The following is a 20,003-nucleotide window of genomic DNA, read 5'->3' on the forward strand; positions in this document are numbered from 1 at the left end:
GGTGATGGGGTGCGGGGGGGGTCAGGCGTTGTTGAGGCTCTTGATGGCCTCCAACGCCTGCCGGGGTGAGGTGACCTGGGGCTCGGCACGGCGGGTGTCGGACTTGGTGCCGCGCTTGCCGCCGTCGACCTTGCCTCCGCTTCCGCCGCTGCGTCGGCGGGACCGGCCGTCGTCGTCGCCGTCGTCGTCCTCGGCGGGCTCGGGCCAGAACTCGCCGGGGTCGGGCTCGCGGTTCCAGTCGCCCCACAAGCCGCGCTTCTCCAGCTCGCTGATTTCGTAGTCGGTGAGCCTGTTGACGTCGTTGGGGAACAGGTTGGACAGGTCGGTGTCGAAGTCCGCGTACAGCGCCCGCATGAGTACGGCGCGGCCGTTGTCGAGGACGATGACGGCGACGCCGCCGGTGGAGACGCCGTTCTCCGGGTCGGCCTCGCCTCGCATGGCGCGCTCGATCGCGGAGCCTTCCTGGCGGGAGTAGCGGGCCGGGATGGTCGGCACGTCGTAGGCGTTCTCCATGGTGCCCTCCGCAGCTTTGCGGGTGGCGCCGGGCGAGCCCATGTTGAAGATCACCGGGCGGCTGTTCTGCCGCAGGTTGTCCTTCATCTCGGTGGAGAACCCGTTGTGTGCGAACGGGGACTGGCCGGCGGGCTTGAAGCCGATGCCGTACTTCAGGCCGGTGACCGTGAGGTCGTCGCCGTTGGTCTGGATGTCCTCACCGAACAGGGCGTCCTGCGCGGCGGTCATGAACTCATCCGCGTACACCGACAGCAGCCGGTACGGGCAACGCGAGTCCCCCGGCTTGTAGTCGTGCGGCTTGCCGTCATGCGGCCAGGGCATCTCCGCCCTGATCTCGCACAACGCCTTCGCCGCACGCAGCTGCCGGGCCATCCACAGCGCCGTGGAGCCCTGCCGGTCGATGTACTGGCCCAGCGTGGTCGTCTTCTCGTCCTTGCGGACGGTCGACAGCCACACCACCGCGCCGGCCAGCGACTCCGCCGCCATGTTGATCGCGAAGAACTGCGTCTTCCCACTGCGGCTCACGCCGAGGATGAGGCCGTGAGCTGCGGCGTTCTTGTCGTGCTGGAAGACCATGTTCTTCACCGGCTGGCCGGTGATGGTGAACCCGCACACGTACATGCCGTTGGCGTCCGGGGTCAGCAGCTCCCGGGTGGCAAGGAAGATCGCGCTCAGCGGCGGTTCGTCGAACGCGCTGATGAGGAACTCGTTGCCATCGATGAGGACGAACACGCAGGAGTCGTCCTCGGGCAGGCTCAGGCCGCGGCAGACCTTGGCCAGGTCGATGCGCGGGCTCTCGGTGGAGTCGGCCATCTTCGCCCGGTAGAACGTCACGCCGCGTTCGTCGTCGCGGGTGCGGTGGACCAGGACGGAGCCGGGGGCGCCGCCCTTGGGGCCGCCGACCCGGTCCGTCCAGCGCTCCTGGTCGGTCGGCTTGGTGCGGCGGCGCTGGTTGGCGTCGGGGGTGATGCGGGCCTCCAGCCATCCCGGCCCGCCTTGCCGGCCGGGCTGGATCGCGACGTCCGCGAGGACCACGTCGCTGGAGGGCACGCCGAACGGTGCGGCGACGGCGGCCTCAGTGAGGCCGGTGATCGGCCGTCCGGTCTCCGAGGCGCGCAGCAGGATCGTCATGTCGTTGCGCATGCCGGGGTGCCGGGTGGCTTTGACGATGTGGGTGCGGGCGGGCATCCCGGCGCGCTCCCACAGCATCCGCGCTTCGCGGGTGAGCAGGTCTGCGCCGTCGTCCGGTTGTGCCGGGGATGGCTCCGGGGCCGGGGCGGGCCTGAGCTGCGTGGCCGGGGCCGGGGCCGCGACGGCAGGACGGTGGTGGCGTCGGGCGTGCCGGGAGAACGGCAGCACGGTGAAGCCGGCTGCTGTCCATGCGGCGGTGAGCAGTCCGTCCATCCACCAGGGGCCCCAGCCGGGCGTGTGCCTGGCGGTGACGTCGATGGCGGCGGCCAGGACCAGCGGGGCCCAGCGCAGGATCTTGCGTCCGGTACCGGCCTCGTCGCTCTTGGCGGCCAGGATCCATCCGCCGATTCCGGCGGCGCCGGCCAGCTGGACGACCTGGTTGACGGGGCTGTCGGGATAGACGTTGGGGGCCACGGCCAGCACAGGCGCGGCGAGGGTGTAGGCGAGGCGTTCGAGCGCGACACTGCGCGGCGTGGTCACCGGTGTCTCCTTCGGGAACGGGCACGGGCGGCCCTGCGGTGTGCGGGGCCGCCCGTGGCGGGGTGAGTGGGTGGGGAGGGATCAGCGGTTGAAGAAGGCCGGCCTGGGGGTTTTCTCACGCCGGTTGGAGCGGATGTCGTCCAGCGCGCCGTACAGCTTGGAGTGGGTGCGCTTGGCCTCATGGGCGAGGTCGGCGGTCTCCTGCGCCGTGCCGTGCATCTTGCGGACCTCGACCGCGGCGCCACCCAGGGCGACCGACACCAAATTGGTCACCTCCACGAACTTGGCGTCCAACTCGGCGGCCTCGATGTCGCGGGCGGCGTCCTCGCTGCGGGAGGCGTTGGACTGCATGCTGCGCCGCAGCCCCTCGAGCTCGAGCGTGGCGTCGTCCAGGGCAGCGCCGAGCTTGTGCAGCTTGGTCTGGACGGCCTTGTAGCGGTTGTCACCGTCGGCCGGTGCGGGCGCCGCACCGGCGGAACGGGGTACGAGATCACTCATCAGGGGGTGGCCCTTCCTGCTTCCTAGTCGTGGTGGGCGCCGGCCGACGTGAACTTCAGACCCGCGTCTTCCTTGGCGTCCATGTCCTGGCCGTAGACGCGGGCGACCTCGGCGGCCGCGAGCCTGGCGGCCTCCTTCGCGATCCCGCACTGCTCGGCGCACCGTTCGGCTTGCTGCTTCATGCGGCCGGCGGCGTCGGCGAGGTCCGAGATCAGCTCGGTGACCTCGGTGCTGATGTTGTGGTCGCCGACCAGGTCGGCTGCCATGTCCCGCAGGGCGTCGGCGACCTTGCCGAGCGCCTCCATCAGGGCTTCCGCCCGCTCCTGGTCGGAGGCGGCCTGGACGGCGATCTTCGCCATCTCCATCAGGTACTCGTCGAACGTGATGTCCGTGCGGTGCTGGGCGGCCAAGCCACCCTGCCCGGACGGCCTGTTGACCTCCGCGCTGCTCACGCTGCTCCCTTCCGTGGTGGCGGGTCGGCTGGTGCCAGGCCGCTGGGTGTGCGGCTCAGGCGCGGGCGGCAAGCCCTTGGCTCCGGTCGTCACGGACGCCGGGCCGTCAGGGACGATGACCGCGTCATCGATGTCCTCCTCGCCGCCAGCGGGGCGTGAGGTGCGTGTGGACCGGTCGGGCCACTCGACGTTCGGGGCGGAGTCGTCCGGCCCGAACGGGCTGTCCGACGACCGGCCCCGCCGCCCGGCGCGACCGGTACGACGGCCCCACCATCCGGCCCGGCCCGTGCTGCTGGTGCGTCGGCGCCGGAACCGTCGGCGCTTCTTCGACCCGTCAGACGGCTCGTCACCAGTCTTGGACGCCTTGCCTGGTTCGTCGGACGCGGCGCCGCCCTTTCCGGCGCTAGACGGGCCGTCAGAGCCGTCCTTGGTGGCCTTGTCGTCCTTGCCGTCGGCGCCCTTCTCCTTAGCCTCCTTGTCCTTGGACAGGCTCACCTTCTCCGCGCCAGCCTTGCCGTCCCTCTCGTCGGCGCGACGCTTGTCCCATCGCCGCCGGGCCTCCTCCGAGACGGCAGCGCCCAGGGTGGTTCGGCCGGGTTCCGCCGATGCCTCGGTTTCCCGCTTCGACTTCCTCGCCGCGTCCCGTTCGGCCTTCTTCGCGCGGCGCTCCTCCCAGTCCCTCTGCCGGTTGTCGCGGGCCTGGTCGCGGTTCTTCGTCCGATCGGCGACACCCGCGGCATGTCCCGCGGTGCGCCGCTCCTGGCGGCCGCGGGTCCGCTCGGCACGGGCGTTGGATGCCGGGCCGTGCTGCGCCCGGCCGCTGTCACCCTTCGAGCTGCCGCTGCCAGAGCCCGCGTGCGAGCCCTTCGAACCCCCGGAGGACCCGTCGCGCCCGGAACCGGCTTTACGGCCGCCAGAGGACCGGTCAGGGCCCTTCGCGCCGCCCTTGCCGCCTCCGCCGGACTGCCCGGACCCCGAACGCCCCCCGGAGCCGCTGGAGTTGCCGTTTCCGCGTGAGGGCCCGGGCCGGTTCGGTCCCTGCCCGGAGTTGCTTCGCGACGGACCGCCGCCACCCCCGCCGGCCTTCGAGCGGCCCTTGTCCGCGCCCAGGCCGGAACCGGTGGACTTCATGCGGTCGGCGTCAGCCTTTCCGCGCGCTGCCGCCTTGTCGCCCTTCGCTTTCATCATCGCGGCGTGGAGCTTTCCGTTCTGCTCCATCATCGCGACTTCTTGCGCAGTGCGACCCTCCAACAGCGCCGCCTTCCGCGCTATTTCCGCCTCACGGAAAGGACTTTCGCCTTCATGGCGGGCCCGCGCCATTTCGATCCGGAGTTCCAGCCAGTCACCGAGACGGTCAGCGAGAGAACGAGGCTGAACATATTCGCCGTCCTCGTATTCGCCCTCGTCTTCTCCGGTTTCCGGTGCCGTAATTCCGTCCGAACGCAGCGCCATTTCGGGATCCGGTGCGGTCGGAATCTGCGGCAGTTGCATCGTCGTCTCTTCCGGAGATTCCGGCGGAGCCTCGGAAATATCCTCCGGGTCCGGAATGGTGTCGGCGTAATCCGGCATCGGCGGTGGCACGTACGAGGATTCACCGCTCCAGGGGCCGCGGACCAGGATCCCGTTCGGGTCGTCCACGTCGGACACGATGTACCTCCCTTCAGGGTCTTGACAGAGCGTGGGGTCTTGTGCGCACGCGTGTGCACGTGCACGTGTGCACGCTTTACACGCGCGAGGCCCCGCCGGAGCCCGGCGGGGCCTTCACTGGTGACGTTCAGTGACGCGGGGGGTGCTTCGCCACGACCTGCTCCGCGTACTGCAGGAGGTCGCTCCAGATCCGTCCGTCGCCCTCCGCACGCTTGTCCATCGCGGTGATGAACAGGCGGCAGATGAGCGCGAATCCGACGTAGACGTCACCGCGACCGGCTTTGACGTCCTTGGCGATTCGGGATCGTGCGAGGCGGAGCCAGAATTCCATCTGCCCCTGCTCGCCGCGAGATTCGCGGGCTTTATCCGCCTCTTCCTTCAGCCAGTTCTGGCGCCGTTCGGCGGAGCGTTCTGCGCTGCTGAGGGGGCGGGTCACGCCGACTCCCTGTTACCCAGGTCGTAAATCGACGTGGGACCACCATAGCCGGAATTCTGGCTCTGCGCACCCTGCTGTGACGGATTCTGCGGGGCGGCCTGGAGCGGCGGGGCGCTCTTCCGCTTCTTTTCCAGCTCCTTTTCCTTCCTCTTCTTGACGGTATTCGCGACCGCCTCATCGTGGGCGCGGCGCTTGAATGCGCTCTTTTCCAGGCCCTTGGTGACAGCCTGGACGTTCTTGAGCACGTCCTTGAGGGCCCTTTCCACGGGCTGCGCGCGCAGCCAGGCGTCGAAGAACCGGTCGCCCTCCACGTGGGTGTCGCGGCAGTGGACGCGGGTCTCCAGGGCGAGGGTCTCCAGGTTCTTGCCGATGTCCAGCAAGAACCGCTGAACGTCGGCCAGGTACCGGGCGGTTGCCTCCGGGCTCTGCGCCACGTCGCGCAGAGGTGCTGCGTGATTGGGGTCGTTGCTGTTCACGGCAGGGTTTCTCCTTCTCCGGGCGGGCCCGGGGGGGGATGGGATGAGACAGGGCGGGGCCTCAACCGTTCGGCAAGGCCTTGGGTGGTGCGCTCGCCTCACCGCGCTCGGGGCGGGCGTGGCGACCGGCCTGCCGGCCGTGGCCGTCACCGGTCCGCGCTCGGTGTGCGAGCGCGGACCGGTGGCGACCATGAGCGGCAGGGTTCTGCGAGCGGGGTGAGCGCTCAGGCGCTCACCGAGCGCTCATTCACGCGCTCGGTGCGGCCTCTTCGACCTGAGCGCGCAGCCGCTGAGCGGTAGGGCGGGAGACCGGCTTATCGGACAGGCCCGCCTCGGTGAGCGCGTCGCGGATCTCGGTCGCCTCTGGACGGCGCCCGAGCTCGGTGTAGAGGAGTCGGATGCGAGCGTGGCGGCGCTCGGTAAGCGCCTCGGTCTCACTGCGCTTCCTGTTGCTCTCCGCTCCCTGAGCGTCGATGTCCTCCGTGGTGCGCTCACCCTCGCGAGCGCCGGGGGTGAGCGCCGAGCGCTCGCGCTCACCCCGCGTCTCGCCCGAGTTGAGCGCGCTCGTGTCGGAGTGAGCGTGCTCGGATTCCTCCACGCGCTCGATGATGTGAGCGTCCTCGGGGGCGAGCGTGTCGGCGAGCGCGGCGGGCGCGGTGTCGAGCTTGAGCGCCATCCGCTGGTCCAGCGGAGCCTTCCAGCGCCACAGCCAGCCGTACGTCTCCTTGAGCTGCGCTCGCAGGTAGGTCTGCTCCTGAAGGCGGGTGAGCGCCTCCTCGTAGGAGGTGATCTCCCACAGGATCATCCGGCGACGGAGGCGAGCGGTGGGGATCGGGGCGAGCAGCCAGCGGGAGCGGCGCACCGTCTCCATCCGCTGCTTGCCGGTGACCGCGCCGATCCTCGTGGCGTACACGTGGGAGGCGATCTCCGAGAAGATCACCCACAGCAGCGTGAGGGCGGCGTGCCCCAGACGCCCCGACGTGCTGTCCGAGGCGTTCCAGTTCAGGTAGACGGTCACCGCCGTCAGCGCCCTCGGCACCCAGCGGATCCAGCGGAGCTCCATGCCCATTCGGATCAGGACCAGGCTGGCGCCGGTGAAGGCCGGGATCGCGACGTCGATGCCGACCGGCAGCAGCCACGGCCACTCCCAGCCCCACCCAACTGCCTTGGTCTCCAGCGCGGTGTAGGAGGAGAGCAAACCGAGGGTGGAGACGGTCGCGGCGGCCAGCACGATCGCGACCACGCCCACCAACTCCTGCCCGGACAGCGGCGGAACCCCACCGGTGGGCCGGGCGTCATTGCGTGCCTTGCGGCGGGCGGCGCGCGACTCGGCCCGGATTTCCCGGCGCCTGGCCCGCTGCACGGTGCGCTGCGTCGCCGCCTCCAGGACGCGTTCGCCGTCGGCTCGGGCCTGGGCGGCGGCGGCCTGGTCGGCCGTGGCCTTGGCCGCCGCCTCCCGGGCCGTCTTCGCGTCGGCTTCGGCCTGCTCGCGCAGCCGGGCGACGTCCTTGTCGACGGCGGCCCGCAGCTCCTCAGCGGAAGTGCGGGCGTCGTCCAGGGCGCGGTCGGCGTCCTGTCGAAGGCCGGCGGCCACCTTCTCAGCTCCGGCCCGCACCTGCGCGGCCTGGCCGTCCGCGCTCTCACGCATCCGGCCTGCCTCATCCCGTGCCCGCTCCAGGAGCTGCTCGGCGTCGGTGGTCGCGCGGGTGCGGGTCTCAGCCGCGGTGCGCTCCGCGCTGGCGAGCAGCTCGGTGCGTGTGGCTTCGGCGTCGGCCACGGTCTTCGCGGCGGCCTGCGCGGCCTCGGTCCGGACTTCGTCGGCCTTCGCGGCCGCCGTGGTGGTGACTTCCTCCGCCTGGCGGCGGGCGTCGGCGAGGACCTGGTCGGCCGCGCCGGTCGCCGTTGTCGTCACGGTGTCTGCCTCACGGCGCGCGTCGGCGAGCAGTTGCTCCGCCTTCGCTTCGACGTCGGCCCGGACCTGGTCCGCGTCGGCGGCCACGGTCGTCGCGGCTTTCGTGCGGATCTGGTCGGCGTCCTGCCGGGCGCCGTCCAGGATGCGGGTCTGCTCGGTCGATGCCGCCTCGGTGATCGAGGCTGCCTCGGTGCGCGCGCCGTCCAGGAGTTCGGCGGCGCGAGTCTCGCCGTCGGCGAGGATACGGGCGACGTCGTCGGCGGCCTGGTCCCGTAGGTCGGCGGCGCGGTCGGCGGCGTCTGCCAGTATCGGGTCGGCCTCTGGGTACACCACCAGCGGCGCGATGTTCTCGGGGGCGGTGGTCTGGGCGGGGATGGCGGCCGGCGGGGTCGACGCCTTGGCGCGCCTGGCGTTGCGGGGCTTCGTAGCCGGGGCGGCCTGGCGCCTGCCGCGGGTGGCGGTGTTGGGGGCCACGGGGTGTCCTCTCTTAGGTTCTGGCGCCTCCGTGTAAGAGGTCACCGCGGGTCGGCGTCGATCGGTAGGGTCGTGACCAGGCCCTCCGAGGCCCCGGCAGCTGAAATGCCGGGGACTCGGAGGGCCCTCTGCTGGGGGCAGGTGGTCAGTGCCGGGCAGGAAGCGTGCTGCTGTCCTGCCCGAGGTGCTGGCGCAGCCAGGCCACGGCGGCCGGGGTCATCGCCCCAGGGTCCGGCTCGCTCAGTGGCGCGGTGTCGATGTCATGCATCGCGTCCGTCGCCGGAAGCAGGCGCATGTAATCGGGGTCGATCCCCGTGACGTAGCGGTTGCCGCTCAGCTCGACCAGGTCGTAGAGGACCTTGCCGGTGTCGACGTGCCGCCAGGACCGCTCCACCCGGCCGACGAACGTGTGGCCAGGCTTCCCGAGCCAGAACTTCTCGACGTCGCGGAACAGAACCATGTCGCCCCGCTTGTAGGTGGTCGTGGAACGCGTGGCCTCCATCTGAGGCTGCTGTGCCATGTGTTCTCCTCGCATCGTGTGGACCGGCATGAGCCGGTGGGTCCGGCAGGTCGTCAGCTGCGACGGCCGAGCCGGTGGTTGGGCATGAGGGGCGGTGCCTCCCGAATGGAAGGCAGTGCGGGATGGGTGTCGTTGACGCGGTGGCCGGCGTCCCAGGCCTTGGCGGCCGCCGTGGCGGCGGCCGCCAGCAGGGCGAGGGTGAGTGGGTGGGCCAGGCCGCGTGCGGCAATGGCCCGCATCGCCCTGTGCTGGGCGACGCGGGCACCGCGTATGTGGAGGTCCAGGGCTCAGTCAGCTCGCCTGTCCGGAGCCGTTGCAGCCGGTGCAGGTCTGCATCTCGACACCCTGATAGGGGGTGCCATCCGCACCGACGTGGTTGACGGTGACCATCTGCTGGCCAGAGCCGCCACAGGAGGTGCACGTCATCGGGCCACCCCGGCACTGCCGCAGCGGCACGTCCAGTAGCCGCACAGCACGCACGCGTCGTCTGCCGCCCGGAAGTTGAGCGGGCGGGTCAGGTGCAGGACCGGCTGGCGGGTGTAGCCCGGCACCATCTCGGTGAGCGTACGGCGGGCCCGGCGGCCAGCAGCCCGGGCATGGTCGTCGCCGTCGGCGACCAGGTGGTCGACGAGCTGGTGGAAGCGGTCGGTCTCGTCCCGCTCGTATCCGCGTCCGTCGTCCCCGCCGCAGTCGTCCTCGCGGCGGATGTCGTCGATCGTCCCGGCACGCGGGGAGATGCGCGCCGGACTGATGCCGATGAGCTGTCGGGTGGGTTGTGCGATCATGACGTTCACGGGGCCTCCTACTAGGTCCTGGACAGCCCCGGGGCCCTAATCCCTGGGGTTGTCGCTGTTTTGGCTGCCGTACGAGCAGCCGCGGCCGCCGCCATCCCTGGTTCGTCGGGATGGCGACGGCCGTGGTCGTTCGTCGCGGAGTGCAGGTCAGGCGGCGGCTGCGGAGGCCAGTTCGACCGCCGGAGACGGCAGCGCCGCCATCGGCTTCGGAGGCAGACCGCGCGCAGCGGGCAGCTCCATGCCGGAAGGCACCTCCCGGTCGGGGCCGGACTCCATGGCGGCGAGCACCTGGTCGAGCAGGGAGGTGAGGACCGCCCACGCGTTCTCCTGCGCAGGCATTGCGAGGAGTTGGGCTGCGAGGACCCATACGTCCTGGGTGACGTCGTCAACGTCGGCGATCGGGTCAGCGCCGGTCTCGTTCAGGCGCTCGGCAACGCGAGCGGCGAGGCGTGCGGAGTGGCGGGCGTAGAGAGTGGCCAGCGAGACGCGCATGGGAAGAACTCCTTCGAGGCGGGACAGGAAGAAGCCCCTGGGAGGTTTCCCAGGGGCTGGTGGTTCTTGAGACATGCAGGTGAAAGAGGGTCAGGCGGTGATCCGAAGGGGTTCCGTCGGGAGGGCGGGGCCTCGGAATTCCGAGACCGTGTTGGCCGGGCGAATCCGGCAGGTGTTGTTGAGCTCCTCGGTCGACGTGCCGGCCTTCTTGGCCAACGCGCTTCTCAACACCTTCGTCTCGGCCTGCTTGGCCCACTCTGCTGCCCGATCCTTCGCCGCCTGGGCGGCGTATGCCTGGTCGAACCGTGCCCGCTCCCGGGCGAGGATCGCGCGGATCTGCTGGCGGCGCGGTTCCTGGCGGATCAGACGAGCAACGGTCTCGGCCAGGCGTGCCCGTTCGGTGCAGCGAGCGCGGGCCGTACAGGTCGGGCACTGCGTGATGTGCGTCTGGTACGCCGTGCGGGCCGTCTTCGGGCTGAGCGGGCGAGGTGTGATCTGGGGGACCGCCGGCGCCACGGCCACCTTGGGCTTGCGCAGGACGTTGGTCGCGCGCCGGGACGACGTTTCCTTGATGGCGTCGGCCAGCTGCTGGTGCCACTGCGGGATCGTCAGGTCGATCTGCACCCGGCGGTTGCTCCCGCTGCATCGGCGCGCCTGCGGGGTGCGGGCGCGGCTGGTGTGGTGAGGAACGAGCTTCGGCGTACGGCCGTCGTGCCCGGTGATGGGGCACCAGGTCTCGCAGTCCGGGCAGACCAGGCTCTCCGTGCCGGGGAGCAGGTCGATCAGGTTGGGGAGCATCTTCGAGACGGTGATCGCGGGGCGGTTACTGACCCGCTTGGTGCGGGTCCGGGTCTTGCGCTCCTTGGCCGTGGGCATCGCAGACGTGACGGACATTGAGCAATCTCCTTCCGTACGGCGGGGGCGGGGCTGCGTCGCGGTGCCCTCTCCGCCCGCCAGGTCGCACGGGAGGCCCGGCGTCCTGGAGGACGGACAGCGCATGCGCTGCGACGTGCATGCAGGTGAGTCGAGAACCCGGGGGATTTGGTCTGGCTATCAACCCCGGCCACCTCGTGAGAGGCAGACAACTTCCTGCAGTGGAGCTGTTTTGCCGATCAGGTCGCCTCGAAGCTGCACGACCGCACGATCGGCTACGCCAGGCGGCCGTTGCGGACCTCGCTAGCGATGTCCCAAGAAAACCACCGCCTCGCTATTGATGTCAACACCTCGCTAGCGATGTACTATCCGTGTCGGATGCCGCGTGATCGGCGTTTCCCGTGGACCGTAGGATCGCTAGCGAGGTAGGGAGAGGGAGTGACTGGCCGAAAGCGCGAGAAACCGATGTTCCGGCAGATTGCCGATGACTTGCAGGCAGCGATCGATGCGGGCCAGTACGGCCCTGGAGATCGGCTCCCAGGCGAGAATCCCCTGGCCGCGGAGTATGGCGTAGCCGCCATGACCGCCCGTCAGGCCCTGCGAACGCTCGCGACTGAGGGCGTGGCCGAATCGCGCAAGGGAGCCGGCTTCTTCGTCCTTGCTTCGTTCACGCCGATTCGGCGGCGCGGTGTCGCCCGGCTGGCACGGGAGAACTGGGCAAGCGGCGCCTCCATCTTCTCCGCTGACGACAGTCGAGACCTGACCGTTGAGAGCAGAGTGCTGGGCCCCGTGACGCCTCCCGGCAAGATCGCGGATGTCCTGGATCTCGGAAAAGACGAACACGCCTTCGCTCGATACCGCCGGCACATCGTTGAGGGCCGTCCTGTGCTGATTTCAACGTCGTACCTACCCCTCGCGCTGGTCGAGGGGACCGCCATCACGGAGGCGGACACAGGGCCCGGGGGTATCTACGCGCGCCTCGCCGACCTGGGCTTCGCCCCGGCCCGTTTTCGAGAGGAGATCCAGGTTCGTATGCCCTCCGACGACGAGAGGGCCGCCCTGAATCTGTCGGGCAGCACGCCTGTGATCAAAGTCTGTCGAACCGCCTACACAGACGAGGGCCGCGCTGTGGAGCTCAACGAAATGACGTTGGACTCACAGGCCTACGTTCTCGAGTACGACTTCGATGCCTAGCACCCCGACCGGACTTGCCGCGCCCAGCTGACCGCCACTGAACTGAAGAGGAGATGATCCGCCGTTATGGCCCCTACGGTCGAGGCCTTCCTCGAGGACGGTTCCATGTCCGCGAGGCGCCGGTCCTCAAGGACAGGTCGCTTCCATCCATTGACCGAGCGGGAACCGCACATCGTCTACGCCGGTCGGCCGGACAGTGTGCCCTCGGTACTTGACCGACCAGTTTGAGCGGCCGGAGTCGACACTCCGGCATCCACATAGTGACTGCATTGCAGCTTTGAGGGGAGGAAGATGTGCTCCGCGAAACGCGAACAGGCCCCCGAAGGGGCCTGCCGGTCGCAGCGTTGGTGTGTGGAAGCCCGACGCGCGATCAAGCACCTGGATGGGAGGTGCCTGCGTTGGTCAGCAGGCTACGCGTATCAACCGGCGGTCAAGCGCTGATCGCATCTAGCGACACGCCGCCTCATGTTGCACCCGCCTTTATGCAACCCCCATGACATGCCGATGGCCGCCCTGCGCGAACAGGAGCGGCCATCTGAAACACAACGACTCCACGCCTACCAAGCTCGAGTCGTGTCCGGTGAGGCGACCTCGCCGGGGTGATTCGTGGACCTGCCCGGTCCGCGTGGTCACCTCCACCCACAATAGGCGTTCCGCAAGGCGGGAAGCCACTATCTGGGTTTGCGCCAGGTCACATCCACCGGTCACGGCTCCCCTGAATCAGGGGAGACACGCCAAATGTTCCGCCCGCAATACCGCCGTCGGCTCCTACATGCCGCGGTCCCAGACGTCGCCGTCCAGGCTGTCAGGCCGGCCACCGCAGATCTCCTGTTGGGCACGAATTGGGGCCTTGCCCACAGCACCTTGCCCGCAGCTCCTCATCGTGGGCAAGCCTCCAACTTGGTCCCACCGCGCTCTGGGCAAGCCTTTGGGCAAGCCAGGGTGAGGAGTGTTCTCGGCACAACATCCACAAGGAGGTGTGCCGTGCACAACGATGAAGTGCACCCCGCTGACGTATCCCCGCCTGTTCGGCGCTCCCTCGAGTCTCCTTCGGGGACCGTCCTGACGGTGGTGCTCCAATGAGTGAGCGTTCGGGACGGGAAACCTGGTCTCGGGCGATTGAGACCGAGCCGTCGGTGACTGTGACCGAGGAGACCTTCTTCGGTCACGGGTGGCAGCCGCTGACGCTCACGGTCCTGCAGGCAATCTGGTTTTTGCCGGCGTCGGCCGAGTTCAACGTCGGTCAGCTTGTGAGCTGGTTCGACGCCCTGGGCTGGAAGTCGGCCAACGGCAAGCCGCTCGGTGAGGATGCTGTGCGCCGCGAACTCAAGTTGATCCGTGAGGCCGGGTACGTCCGCGCTTTCCGCGTCAAGGGCGAGGACGGGCGGATGACCGGGATGCGCTACGAGATCTCGAAGCGGCAGATGCCCCCTCAGGAGCAGATCGGGATCGTCACCGAGTTCGAGGCAAAACCGCAGGTCGGACCACATGCCTCCAATGAGCGCACATGGATGCTCCCCGGCACGGCAAAGGCAGAAATCCGCAGGTCAGCCCATGTGCCTCCAATGACCACCCATGGTGATCCGCCAAGCATGGTGGATCAGGCAAAATCGCAGGTCGCTCCATGTGCCTCCAATCACGGTGCACCCCCCACACCCCCCTATAGGGAGGAGGAGGATTCCTCCTCCCTTAAGCCCTCCTCCATCACACCTGGCGCCTCGGCAACAGCAGTAGCGGCTGCGGCCGAGTTCCTTGCCGAGCTTCCTGGACGGTGGGCGTGCGGCCGGAAGTCCGTTGAGGAGCTTGCGCCGCTACTGGCCGAGGCGATCCAGGAGCAGGGCTGGCCACTGGGTGCCGACCTGGTGAACGAGCTCACCCGGCGTTCCCAGGCACGCCGAAGCACGGTGTCGGTGCTGCGGGATCGGATCCAGGACCTGCCCCGATACCAGGCTGTCCGCAAGAGCCTGCCGCGCGAGCGGTCAGCCGTCGGACAGGTGCCTGGGCAGCCTCGGGCGCTATCCCTCGGTGATCGCGACCAGCTGGCTGGTGATGCTCTTCCAGAGGGCGTGTCTGCCGAGCGGGTCGAGGAAGCGCGGGTGTTCCTTTCGGGACTGACCGGCCCGTGGGCCCTCAGCCCCGAAAGTGCAGCGCGGCTGGCTCCACTCCTCGCAGTGAAATCGCTGGAGCGGGGTTGGGAGTTCGATAGCAAACTTCAGAACCAGCTCATGTCCAACCCGAACGGCGTGAACAACTACGAGCTGATCTTGGAAACGCACCGGATCGGCCGTCTGCCAGCACGCGACAAGGCAACTGGTGCAGCGCGTCGGGCTGCGGAGCGACGTCCGGCGGAAGGGATGTGTGAGCGGCATCCTGCGTTCCGGGCCGACGACTGCTCACCCTGCCGTCTCGCCGAACGTGAGCGGCAGCAGCGGGGGAAGTCCGAACCCGCGGCTGTCGACGGGGCTGGGCTCCTGGCCCGGCTGCGGGCCGGTCAGTCCGCCTGACCCATTACGACCACTCCTGCGGCGGCCGCTCCCGACAAGAACCGGCCGCCGCAGTGGAGAACCCCCAGGAGGAGATTCACATGTCTATCGTCGCACCCGCCGGCCTTGCCGATGGCCCTATGGAGATTCCCCGCCAGGACAGGTTGCCGCCGCACGATATGGAAGCGGAAACGTCCGTGCTGGGCGGCCAGCTGCAGAGCAAGGACGCCATCGAGGACTGGATCGAGTCCCCGATGCAGCAGCGCGACTACTACCGTCCGGCGCACGAGACGGTCCAGGCCGCAATCCTGGATCTGCATGCCAAGCACGAGCCGGTGGACCCGATCACGGTCGCCGCCGAGCTTGTTAAGCGCGGTGAGCTCGCCAAGGTGGGGGGTGCTCCCTACCTGCACGAGCTGGTGCAGTCCGCGCCTACGGCTGCGAACGTCGGGTACTACGCCGAAATCGTGCACGAACGGGCCGTGCTGCGTCGGCTGGCCCAGGCCGGGATGCGGATTACGCAGCTCAGCAATTCCGGCGAGGGGGAGCTCGACGACATCAGGAACGCGGTAGAGGCCGAGGTCCTCAAGGCCCTGGCTGGCAGGGACGAGTCCGCCAACTACGCTTACGTTCGCACGGATCTGCCTGGTTTCTGGGACGACCTCGACGCACGGATGAACGGCGCCGACAAGGTGAGTGGCCTGTCGACGGGGTTTACCGACTTCGACGCCCTGACCAACGGCCTCCAGTCCGGCCAACTCATCATCATTGGCGCCCGCCCGGCCATGGGCAAGTCCACGCTCGCGCTGGACATTGCCCGCGCCGTCTCAATCAAACACGGCATGACAACGGCGTTCTTCTCCCTGGAAATGGGCCGGGCCGAGATCACGCAGCGGCTCTACAGCGCCGAGGCCCGTGTCGCTTTGCACCACATTCGTGCCGGTACGGTCACTGAAGGGGACCTCGACCGCATGGCCAAACGTACGCCTGCCATCGAGGCCGCCCCGCTCATCGTGGACGATTCCCCGAACCTGTCGATGATGGAGATCCGCTCCCGGGCACGGCGCATGAAGCAGACCCGGGGCCTGGACCTAATGATTCTGGACTACCTGCAGCTGGCGCAGTCCGGGGGAAGCCGCAGGCCGGAGAGTCGGCAACAGGAAGTCTCCGACATGTCGCGGAATCTCAAGCTGCTGGCTAAGGAGTTGGAGATCCCGGTTATCGCGTTGTCTCAGCTCAACCGCGGACCCGAGCAGCGCACCGAGAAGAAGCCTCAGCTCTCCGACCTGCGTGAGTCCGGCTCGATCGAGCAGGACGCCGACATGGTGATCTTGCTGCACCGTGAGGACGCGTACGAGAAGGAGTCTCCGCGGGCGGGTGAGGCCGACCTGATGGTGGCCAAGCACCGCAACGGGCCCACGGGGACGATCACAGTTGCCTTTCAGGGCCACTACTCGCGTTTCGTCGACATGGCACAGTCCTGAATTATGCATTCCCTGTGTATGCCTACTATTGACATGCCTACACTGGCAATGCATGCTTCTGTCGCGCGCATTGCGCCAGCCGGCACCTGGAGGCGCACTCTCGCCCTCGCCCTGCCCTACGCCCGCCGCCAGCCCGGCATCGAACCATGCGGAGTCCCTATGTCGCCTCGCCCATCCAAAGACGTTCGAGCCGAACTCAAGAAGGAAGTGGAGGCTGCCTTGCGGCAGCGCGCCGACCGCAGGGACGAGGCAGATCGCCTCAAAGAGGAGGCCGAAGCCGAGTTCTGGCGGGCCATCGATGTACTGAGGCAGCGGTACCACGGCGCCCAGACCGACATCGCCGAGGTGACGCAGTACACGCGCGACCACATTTTCAAGCAGAGCAAGCGGTACGCCGCGGACCCTCAGGACGGAGACAACGGTGACCAGCGCTAAGGCCTACCAGGACGGGCTGGCCGAACTCCGCGGCGTGCGGGACGAGATGAAGCCGCTGGAACGACAGCTCACGAAGATCCAGGCCGACCTCGGGAAACTACGCGCCCAGCGGGACGAGAAGATCCGCGCCCTGGGCGCCTACGAAAAGGCCAAAGCGGACCGCCTCGCAACATCCGCCGGCGTCTCAGTGATCGACGTCGTCACCCTGGTGCCCTCGCTGGGCCCCCAGGCCCCCGCCAGCACGCCTGAAGAGCCGTCGCCGAACGATTCCGCCACTGAAGATCACGCAGCGCCCCAGGTGGCCGCACAGTCGATCACGGAATCAACCGGCGCGCTGGCGCCCGACCTTCGGTCGTCCGGACAGTCCGAGCCAGCCGCCGACCGCGCAGAACCGCGAACTGTCGGCGCCGCGGACACACACCAGGAGCTGCGTGTCGACGGCGACATCGTCACCGAGGCAGCGGTCCCCTCCCCCGCACCTGCCGCACCGGCACCGACACCCGCTCCGGCTGAGGAACGGACGCTTCCGTCGATCCCGGAGGGGGCGCCGGGCGACCGCTGGTTCCGTGCCGAGCCGGACCTGGCATCGACCCGGCCCAAGTTCAAGCAGGCCACACGGCAGATGGCGTTCCTGGACACCGCGACCGGCGTGCTGGTCTGGCAGGGCGGGACGATCACGCTGGACCTGGGCCGTGCGAGTGTTGCGGAGATCCTCACCGCGGTCTACGCCACGGTCCCGGCGGATGTGGAACGCATCTATGTCACGGCCGGCGACCCGTGGCACCGAGAGGCAGGGCGTCATCAGTTCCTCAAGGACGCGGTCGCCGAGTGGCTGAACGGACCGCTGCCGCAGGGATGGCAGGTCGAGTCCTCGCGCGGCAAAGACCGAATGGCCGGTCACCTGGTCCACCCGCGCAACCCGGTGGGCCGCTGGCAGCACGGCAAGGACCAGCACACCGAAATCCGGTCCGTGGGCGAGTGGTTCGACGCGGCCGGCGCCGACCCGGCCACCGTCCGCGAGGCGTTTGTGCTGCTGTGGAAGGCGCTGCGCCGGCACTGGGACGACGTCGTGCTGATGGGCTCGCCGTCGCAGACGGGCCGGGACCTGTGGTCACGGACCATCCCTGCGAAGGCCGGCGCAAAGTGGGCGGACGGATTTCCCGTCCTGAGCCAGGAGATCCGTGGTCTGCTGCACGCCACCGCCGGGCAGGGCCGCACCGAGCTGATCGCCCCGCCGCGTGTCCCGGAACGGGTGCCTGCCTGGTACGAGGTCGACCGCACGTTCGCCTACGCCAAGCACACCTGGTCCTCCGGTGTCGGGGTGCCGCAGCGTGTCACGGCGGCCACGTTCGCCGCCATGAGCGAGAAGGAGCAGAGCGACGCGCTGTTCGCGCCGTCGCACTGGCAGGTGCGGGTGACCATCCCGAAGGACTGGAACCACGTGGGCCTGCTGCCCGCCCCGGCCCCTGGCGAGCGGGCCTGGCATTACCCGTACGAGGGCGGCCGCACCTTCGTCACCTGGGCAGGCGGCGCCGAGGTCAACCTCGCGCTCCGGAACCCGCTGCAGCCGTGGCGGATCGAGATCCTGGACGGCCTGGTCTGGGAGAAAGGCGACCCGCTCAAGGGCTGGTCGAACAAGCTGAAGGACGCGTGGCAGTCCCTGCGTGCCCAGGCTGAGATCCACGGCGATGAACGGCAACGCCAGGCCGCACGGCTCGCCTCGCGCGGTGTGCGTTCGATCCTGCTGTACGGCATCGGCACCTTCGCGCAGCGGCCGCGCATCACCACGGGTTCGCTGGAGCTCGGTACCGGCGGCGAGGTTCCAGAGATCCCGGACGGCGCACGGCTGACTGGTATCTCGGACACGCACGTCACCTGGGAGCGCAACGCGGGTTTTGCCCGGGACCCGTACGCGCATCCGGAGTGGGCGGCCGGTGTGTGGTCGGCGGCCCGGGCCGCGCTGCTGTCGACCAGCACTGGCATCAAGGACCCGGAGACGGGCATGCCGTTGAAGGCTGGTGCGCTGCACCTGCCGGCCGGGTCGATCCTCGCGTTCCGCACCGATGCCATTTACAGCACGGTCCGCCCTCAGTGGCCGTACCGGGGCGAGCCCGGCGACTACTTGCTGAAGGGCGCCATGGCGTGGGACCAGCCGACCCCCACCACCGATGAAGAGTTCTACGTCCTGCAGGGCCTGGGCCGTCAGGCATGGGAGGCGGAAGGCCAGTGAGCGCAGAAGTGGCATGGGGCGGCACGTGGGAGCACGCGGCATGCGGCGCATCCGGCGATGCCCTGTGGGACGACGAGGACACCGCCTTCTCGGATCACGACTGCGGCCGCGAGGGCGAGGTCACCTGGAGCGCCGAGTGGCACTGCCACGGCTGCGGCGCGACGGGTGACGGCCAGTTCGACGACGACACCACGCCGTACTCCCATCACGAGTGCGCCGACGACGAGAATCAGGGGGTGGCCGCATGACGCCGCGTAGGAGGCGGGCAACGGGCGGCCGCCGCGCCCAGCGCAACGAGGCCGCGCGACTCACCGACGATCTGCTGGCAGCCGGGTTCAACAAGAAGCAGGTCGGTGAGATCCTCGGCCGCAACCCTTCCCTGGTCAGCCAGTTCTTCACCAAGAACAAGGGCGCCAGCTTCGTGGCAGCGCTCCGGGCCGTGGTGCAGGAAGTGCAGGCCGGCGGCCCCCGGGATATCGCCAGCCTCAAAGCCCTGGCCACTGCGTACGTCCAGCCGCGCTTGAACCGGGAGGGCTACAAGGCACGGGTGCGACGGAAGGACGAGCGCCGGGCCGAGAAGGTCGTGAAAGACAACCGCGGCAAGGCGGTGATCGGGAAGGACGGCAAGCCGGTGAAGACCTGGGCGTCGTCGCTGGCCAAGGCCGGCAAACAGCACATCGCGTCCGGGGCGTCCCGGCTGCGGCCGGTAGTTGAGGACGCGGCAAAGTTCGGCGGGAAGATCGCTTTCACCGTGCGGGCCAAGAAGGGAGCCTTCAAGCACGCGGCCGGCCGCATGGCCGACTCCCCCGGTGTGCGGCGCAATGTGGTCCAGCGGCGCGACGGCACAGAGGAGCGCGCCTACGCCGACAACCGCGGCGGCCCCGGATCCGGCGAGGAAGGCTTCGACGGTGCCGAGTTCAAGGCGATGGTCGACGCGGCCGGCGGGGACGTCACCGCAGCGGTGCAGAAGTGGCTGGTCGACAACGACCGCATCGAGCCCGGCACTCCGATCGTCGGCCTGGAGATCCGGGCCTGGATGCCGCGGGAGGACTGACCTGCTCTGCCGAAGCCCCGGACAGCCTGCTGTCCGGGGCCTTCTGCTGTCACCGACACAAATCAAAATGGATTCTCTTGATATGCATACTCTTGATATGCATAATGAGAGTGCGAGATGGTCCCGGGTGCCCCGGAACCACAGTCGCCCCGTGAGGAGAAGCAGGCATGAGCAGGCAGGACGCCATCGGCCAGGCCGCTGCAGCAGCGGACACCCTCCAGCAGACCCGCAGCATCGTCGACCTGCACACCATGCAGGACGCCGTGCAGCACGCCCTGAACCTGGGCGCCACCCTCCAGGACATCGCCGCCGCCCGGACCCCCGCCCAGCAGAACTGACCTTGCGCCCTCAGGTGGGCGGCAGCA

General features: G+C 69.0%; 20 protein-coding genes. 8 read left to right on the forward strand and 12 right to left on the reverse strand.

The window, feature by feature from the left end:
- Window positions 1–21: 21 nt before the first annotated feature.
- From AB0I23_RS27275 to AB0I23_RS27330, 12 genes are all read right to left on the reverse strand, one after another.
- On the reverse strand, window positions 22–2,184 hold the full coding sequence (locus AB0I23_RS27275; protein WP_359113118.1) for a chromosome segregation protein ParM: 2,163 nt from the start codon (window positions 2,182–2,184) through the stop codon (window positions 22–24).
- An 81-nt stretch (window positions 2,185–2,265) separates the two neighbouring features.
- A complete protein-coding gene (locus AB0I23_RS27280; protein ID WP_267010125.1) occupies window positions 2,266–2,682 on the reverse strand; it encodes a conjugal transfer protein TraB in 417 nt (138 codons plus the stop codon).
- A 23-nt stretch (window positions 2,683–2,705) separates the two neighbouring features.
- Window positions 2,706–4,781: an ATP/GTP-binding protein gene (locus tag AB0I23_RS27285; protein WP_359113119.1), complete on the reverse strand. Its 2,076-nt coding sequence runs from the start codon at window positions 4,779–4,781 to the stop codon at window positions 2,706–2,708.
- 127 nt (window positions 4,782–4,908) lie between these two features.
- Complete coding sequence (locus AB0I23_RS27290) at window positions 4,909–5,217, reverse strand: hypothetical protein (protein WP_267010123.1); 309 nt, start codon at window positions 5,215–5,217, stop codon at window positions 4,909–4,911.
- Window positions 5,214–5,693, reverse strand: a complete 480-nt coding sequence (locus tag AB0I23_RS27295; protein WP_267010122.1) for a hypothetical protein — start codon at window positions 5,691–5,693, stop codon at window positions 5,214–5,216. Before AB0I23_RS27295 ends, AB0I23_RS27290 begins: the two co-directional genes overlap by 4 nt.
- A gap of 247 nt (window positions 5,694–5,940) precedes the next feature.
- The gene (locus AB0I23_RS27300; RefSeq protein WP_359113121.1) at window positions 5,941–8,079 is read right to left on the reverse strand and encodes a DUF2637 domain-containing protein; all 2,139 of its coding nucleotides are present in this window, start codon (window positions 8,077–8,079) and stop codon (window positions 5,941–5,943) included.
- Window positions 8,080–8,224: 145 nt separating this feature from the next.
- Entirely contained in the window at window positions 8,225–8,599 is a 375-nt protein-coding gene (locus AB0I23_RS27305; RefSeq protein WP_359113123.1) for a hypothetical protein, read from the reverse strand.
- 53 nt (window positions 8,600–8,652) lie between these two features.
- Window positions 8,653–8,838: a hypothetical protein gene (locus AB0I23_RS27310; RefSeq protein WP_359113125.1), complete on the reverse strand. Its 186-nt coding sequence runs from the start codon at window positions 8,836–8,838 to the stop codon at window positions 8,653–8,655.
- A gap of 52 nt (window positions 8,839–8,890) precedes the next feature.
- Window positions 8,891–9,025 carry a hypothetical protein gene (locus AB0I23_RS27315; protein WP_267010118.1) on the reverse strand — a complete coding sequence of 45 codons (135 nt, stop codon included), beginning with the start codon at window positions 9,023–9,025 and terminating at the stop codon, window positions 8,891–8,893.
- Complete coding sequence (locus AB0I23_RS27320) at window positions 9,022–9,393, reverse strand: hypothetical protein (RefSeq protein WP_436847006.1); 372 nt, start codon at window positions 9,391–9,393, stop codon at window positions 9,022–9,024. The genes AB0I23_RS27315 and AB0I23_RS27320 overlap by 4 nt, the downstream gene beginning before the upstream one ends.
- Window positions 9,394–9,540: 147 nt before the next feature.
- Window positions 9,541–9,885: a hypothetical protein gene (locus AB0I23_RS27325; RefSeq protein ID WP_267010117.1), complete on the reverse strand. Its 345-nt coding sequence runs from the start codon at window positions 9,883–9,885 to the stop codon at window positions 9,541–9,543.
- A 90-nt stretch (window positions 9,886–9,975) separates the two neighbouring features.
- Window positions 9,976–10,779, reverse strand: a complete 804-nt coding sequence (locus AB0I23_RS27330) for a hypothetical protein (RefSeq protein ID WP_267010116.1) — start codon at window positions 10,777–10,779, stop codon at window positions 9,976–9,978.
- Between the two features lie 444 nt (window positions 10,780–11,223).
- On the opposite strand from AB0I23_RS27330, the gene AB0I23_RS27335 reads away from it, so the two are divergent.
- From AB0I23_RS27335 to AB0I23_RS27370, 8 genes are all read left to right on the forward strand, one after another.
- On the forward strand, window positions 11,224–11,952 hold the full coding sequence (locus AB0I23_RS27335; RefSeq protein ID WP_359113182.1) for a GntR family transcriptional regulator: 729 nt from the start codon (window positions 11,224–11,226) through the stop codon (window positions 11,950–11,952).
- A gap of 1,079 nt (window positions 11,953–13,031) precedes the next feature.
- Window positions 13,032–14,456 carry a hypothetical protein gene (locus tag AB0I23_RS27340; RefSeq protein ID WP_359113127.1) on the forward strand — a complete coding sequence of 475 codons (1,425 nt, stop codon included), beginning with the start codon at window positions 13,032–13,034 and terminating at the stop codon, window positions 14,454–14,456.
- Window positions 14,457–14,536: 80 nt separating this feature from the next.
- Entirely contained in the window at window positions 14,537–15,919 is a 1,383-nt protein-coding gene (dnaB, locus tag AB0I23_RS27345) for a replicative DNA helicase (RefSeq protein ID WP_359113129.1), read from the forward strand.
- Between the two features lie 219 nt (window positions 15,920–16,138).
- Window positions 16,139–16,354: a hypothetical protein gene (locus AB0I23_RS27350; protein ID WP_359113131.1), complete on the forward strand. Its 216-nt coding sequence runs from the start codon at window positions 16,139–16,141 to the stop codon at window positions 16,352–16,354.
- A gap of 46 nt (window positions 16,355–16,400) precedes the next feature.
- Window positions 16,401–18,584: a Mucin-19 gene (locus tag AB0I23_RS27355; protein WP_436847008.1), complete on the forward strand. Its 2,184-nt coding sequence runs from the start codon at window positions 16,401–16,403 to the stop codon at window positions 18,582–18,584.
- Complete coding sequence (locus AB0I23_RS27360; RefSeq protein ID WP_359113135.1) at window positions 18,581–18,832, forward strand: hypothetical protein; 252 nt, start codon at window positions 18,581–18,583, stop codon at window positions 18,830–18,832. Before AB0I23_RS27355 ends, AB0I23_RS27360 begins: the two co-directional genes overlap by 4 nt.
- Window positions 18,829–19,638, forward strand: a complete 810-nt coding sequence (locus AB0I23_RS27365) for a hypothetical protein (RefSeq protein WP_359113137.1) — start codon at window positions 18,829–18,831, stop codon at window positions 19,636–19,638. The genes AB0I23_RS27360 and AB0I23_RS27365 overlap by 4 nt, the downstream gene beginning before the upstream one ends.
- A 167-nt stretch (window positions 19,639–19,805) precedes the next feature.
- Window positions 19,806–19,976: a hypothetical protein gene (locus AB0I23_RS27370; protein ID WP_359113139.1), complete on the forward strand. Its 171-nt coding sequence runs from the start codon at window positions 19,806–19,808 to the stop codon at window positions 19,974–19,976.
- Window positions 19,977–20,003 lie beyond the last annotated feature (27 nt).

It is taken from the genome of Streptomyces atratus (genome assembly GCF_040655115.1).
Classification (GTDB): Bacteria; Actinomycetota; Actinomycetes; order Streptomycetales; family Streptomycetaceae; genus Streptomyces; species Streptomyces atratus_D.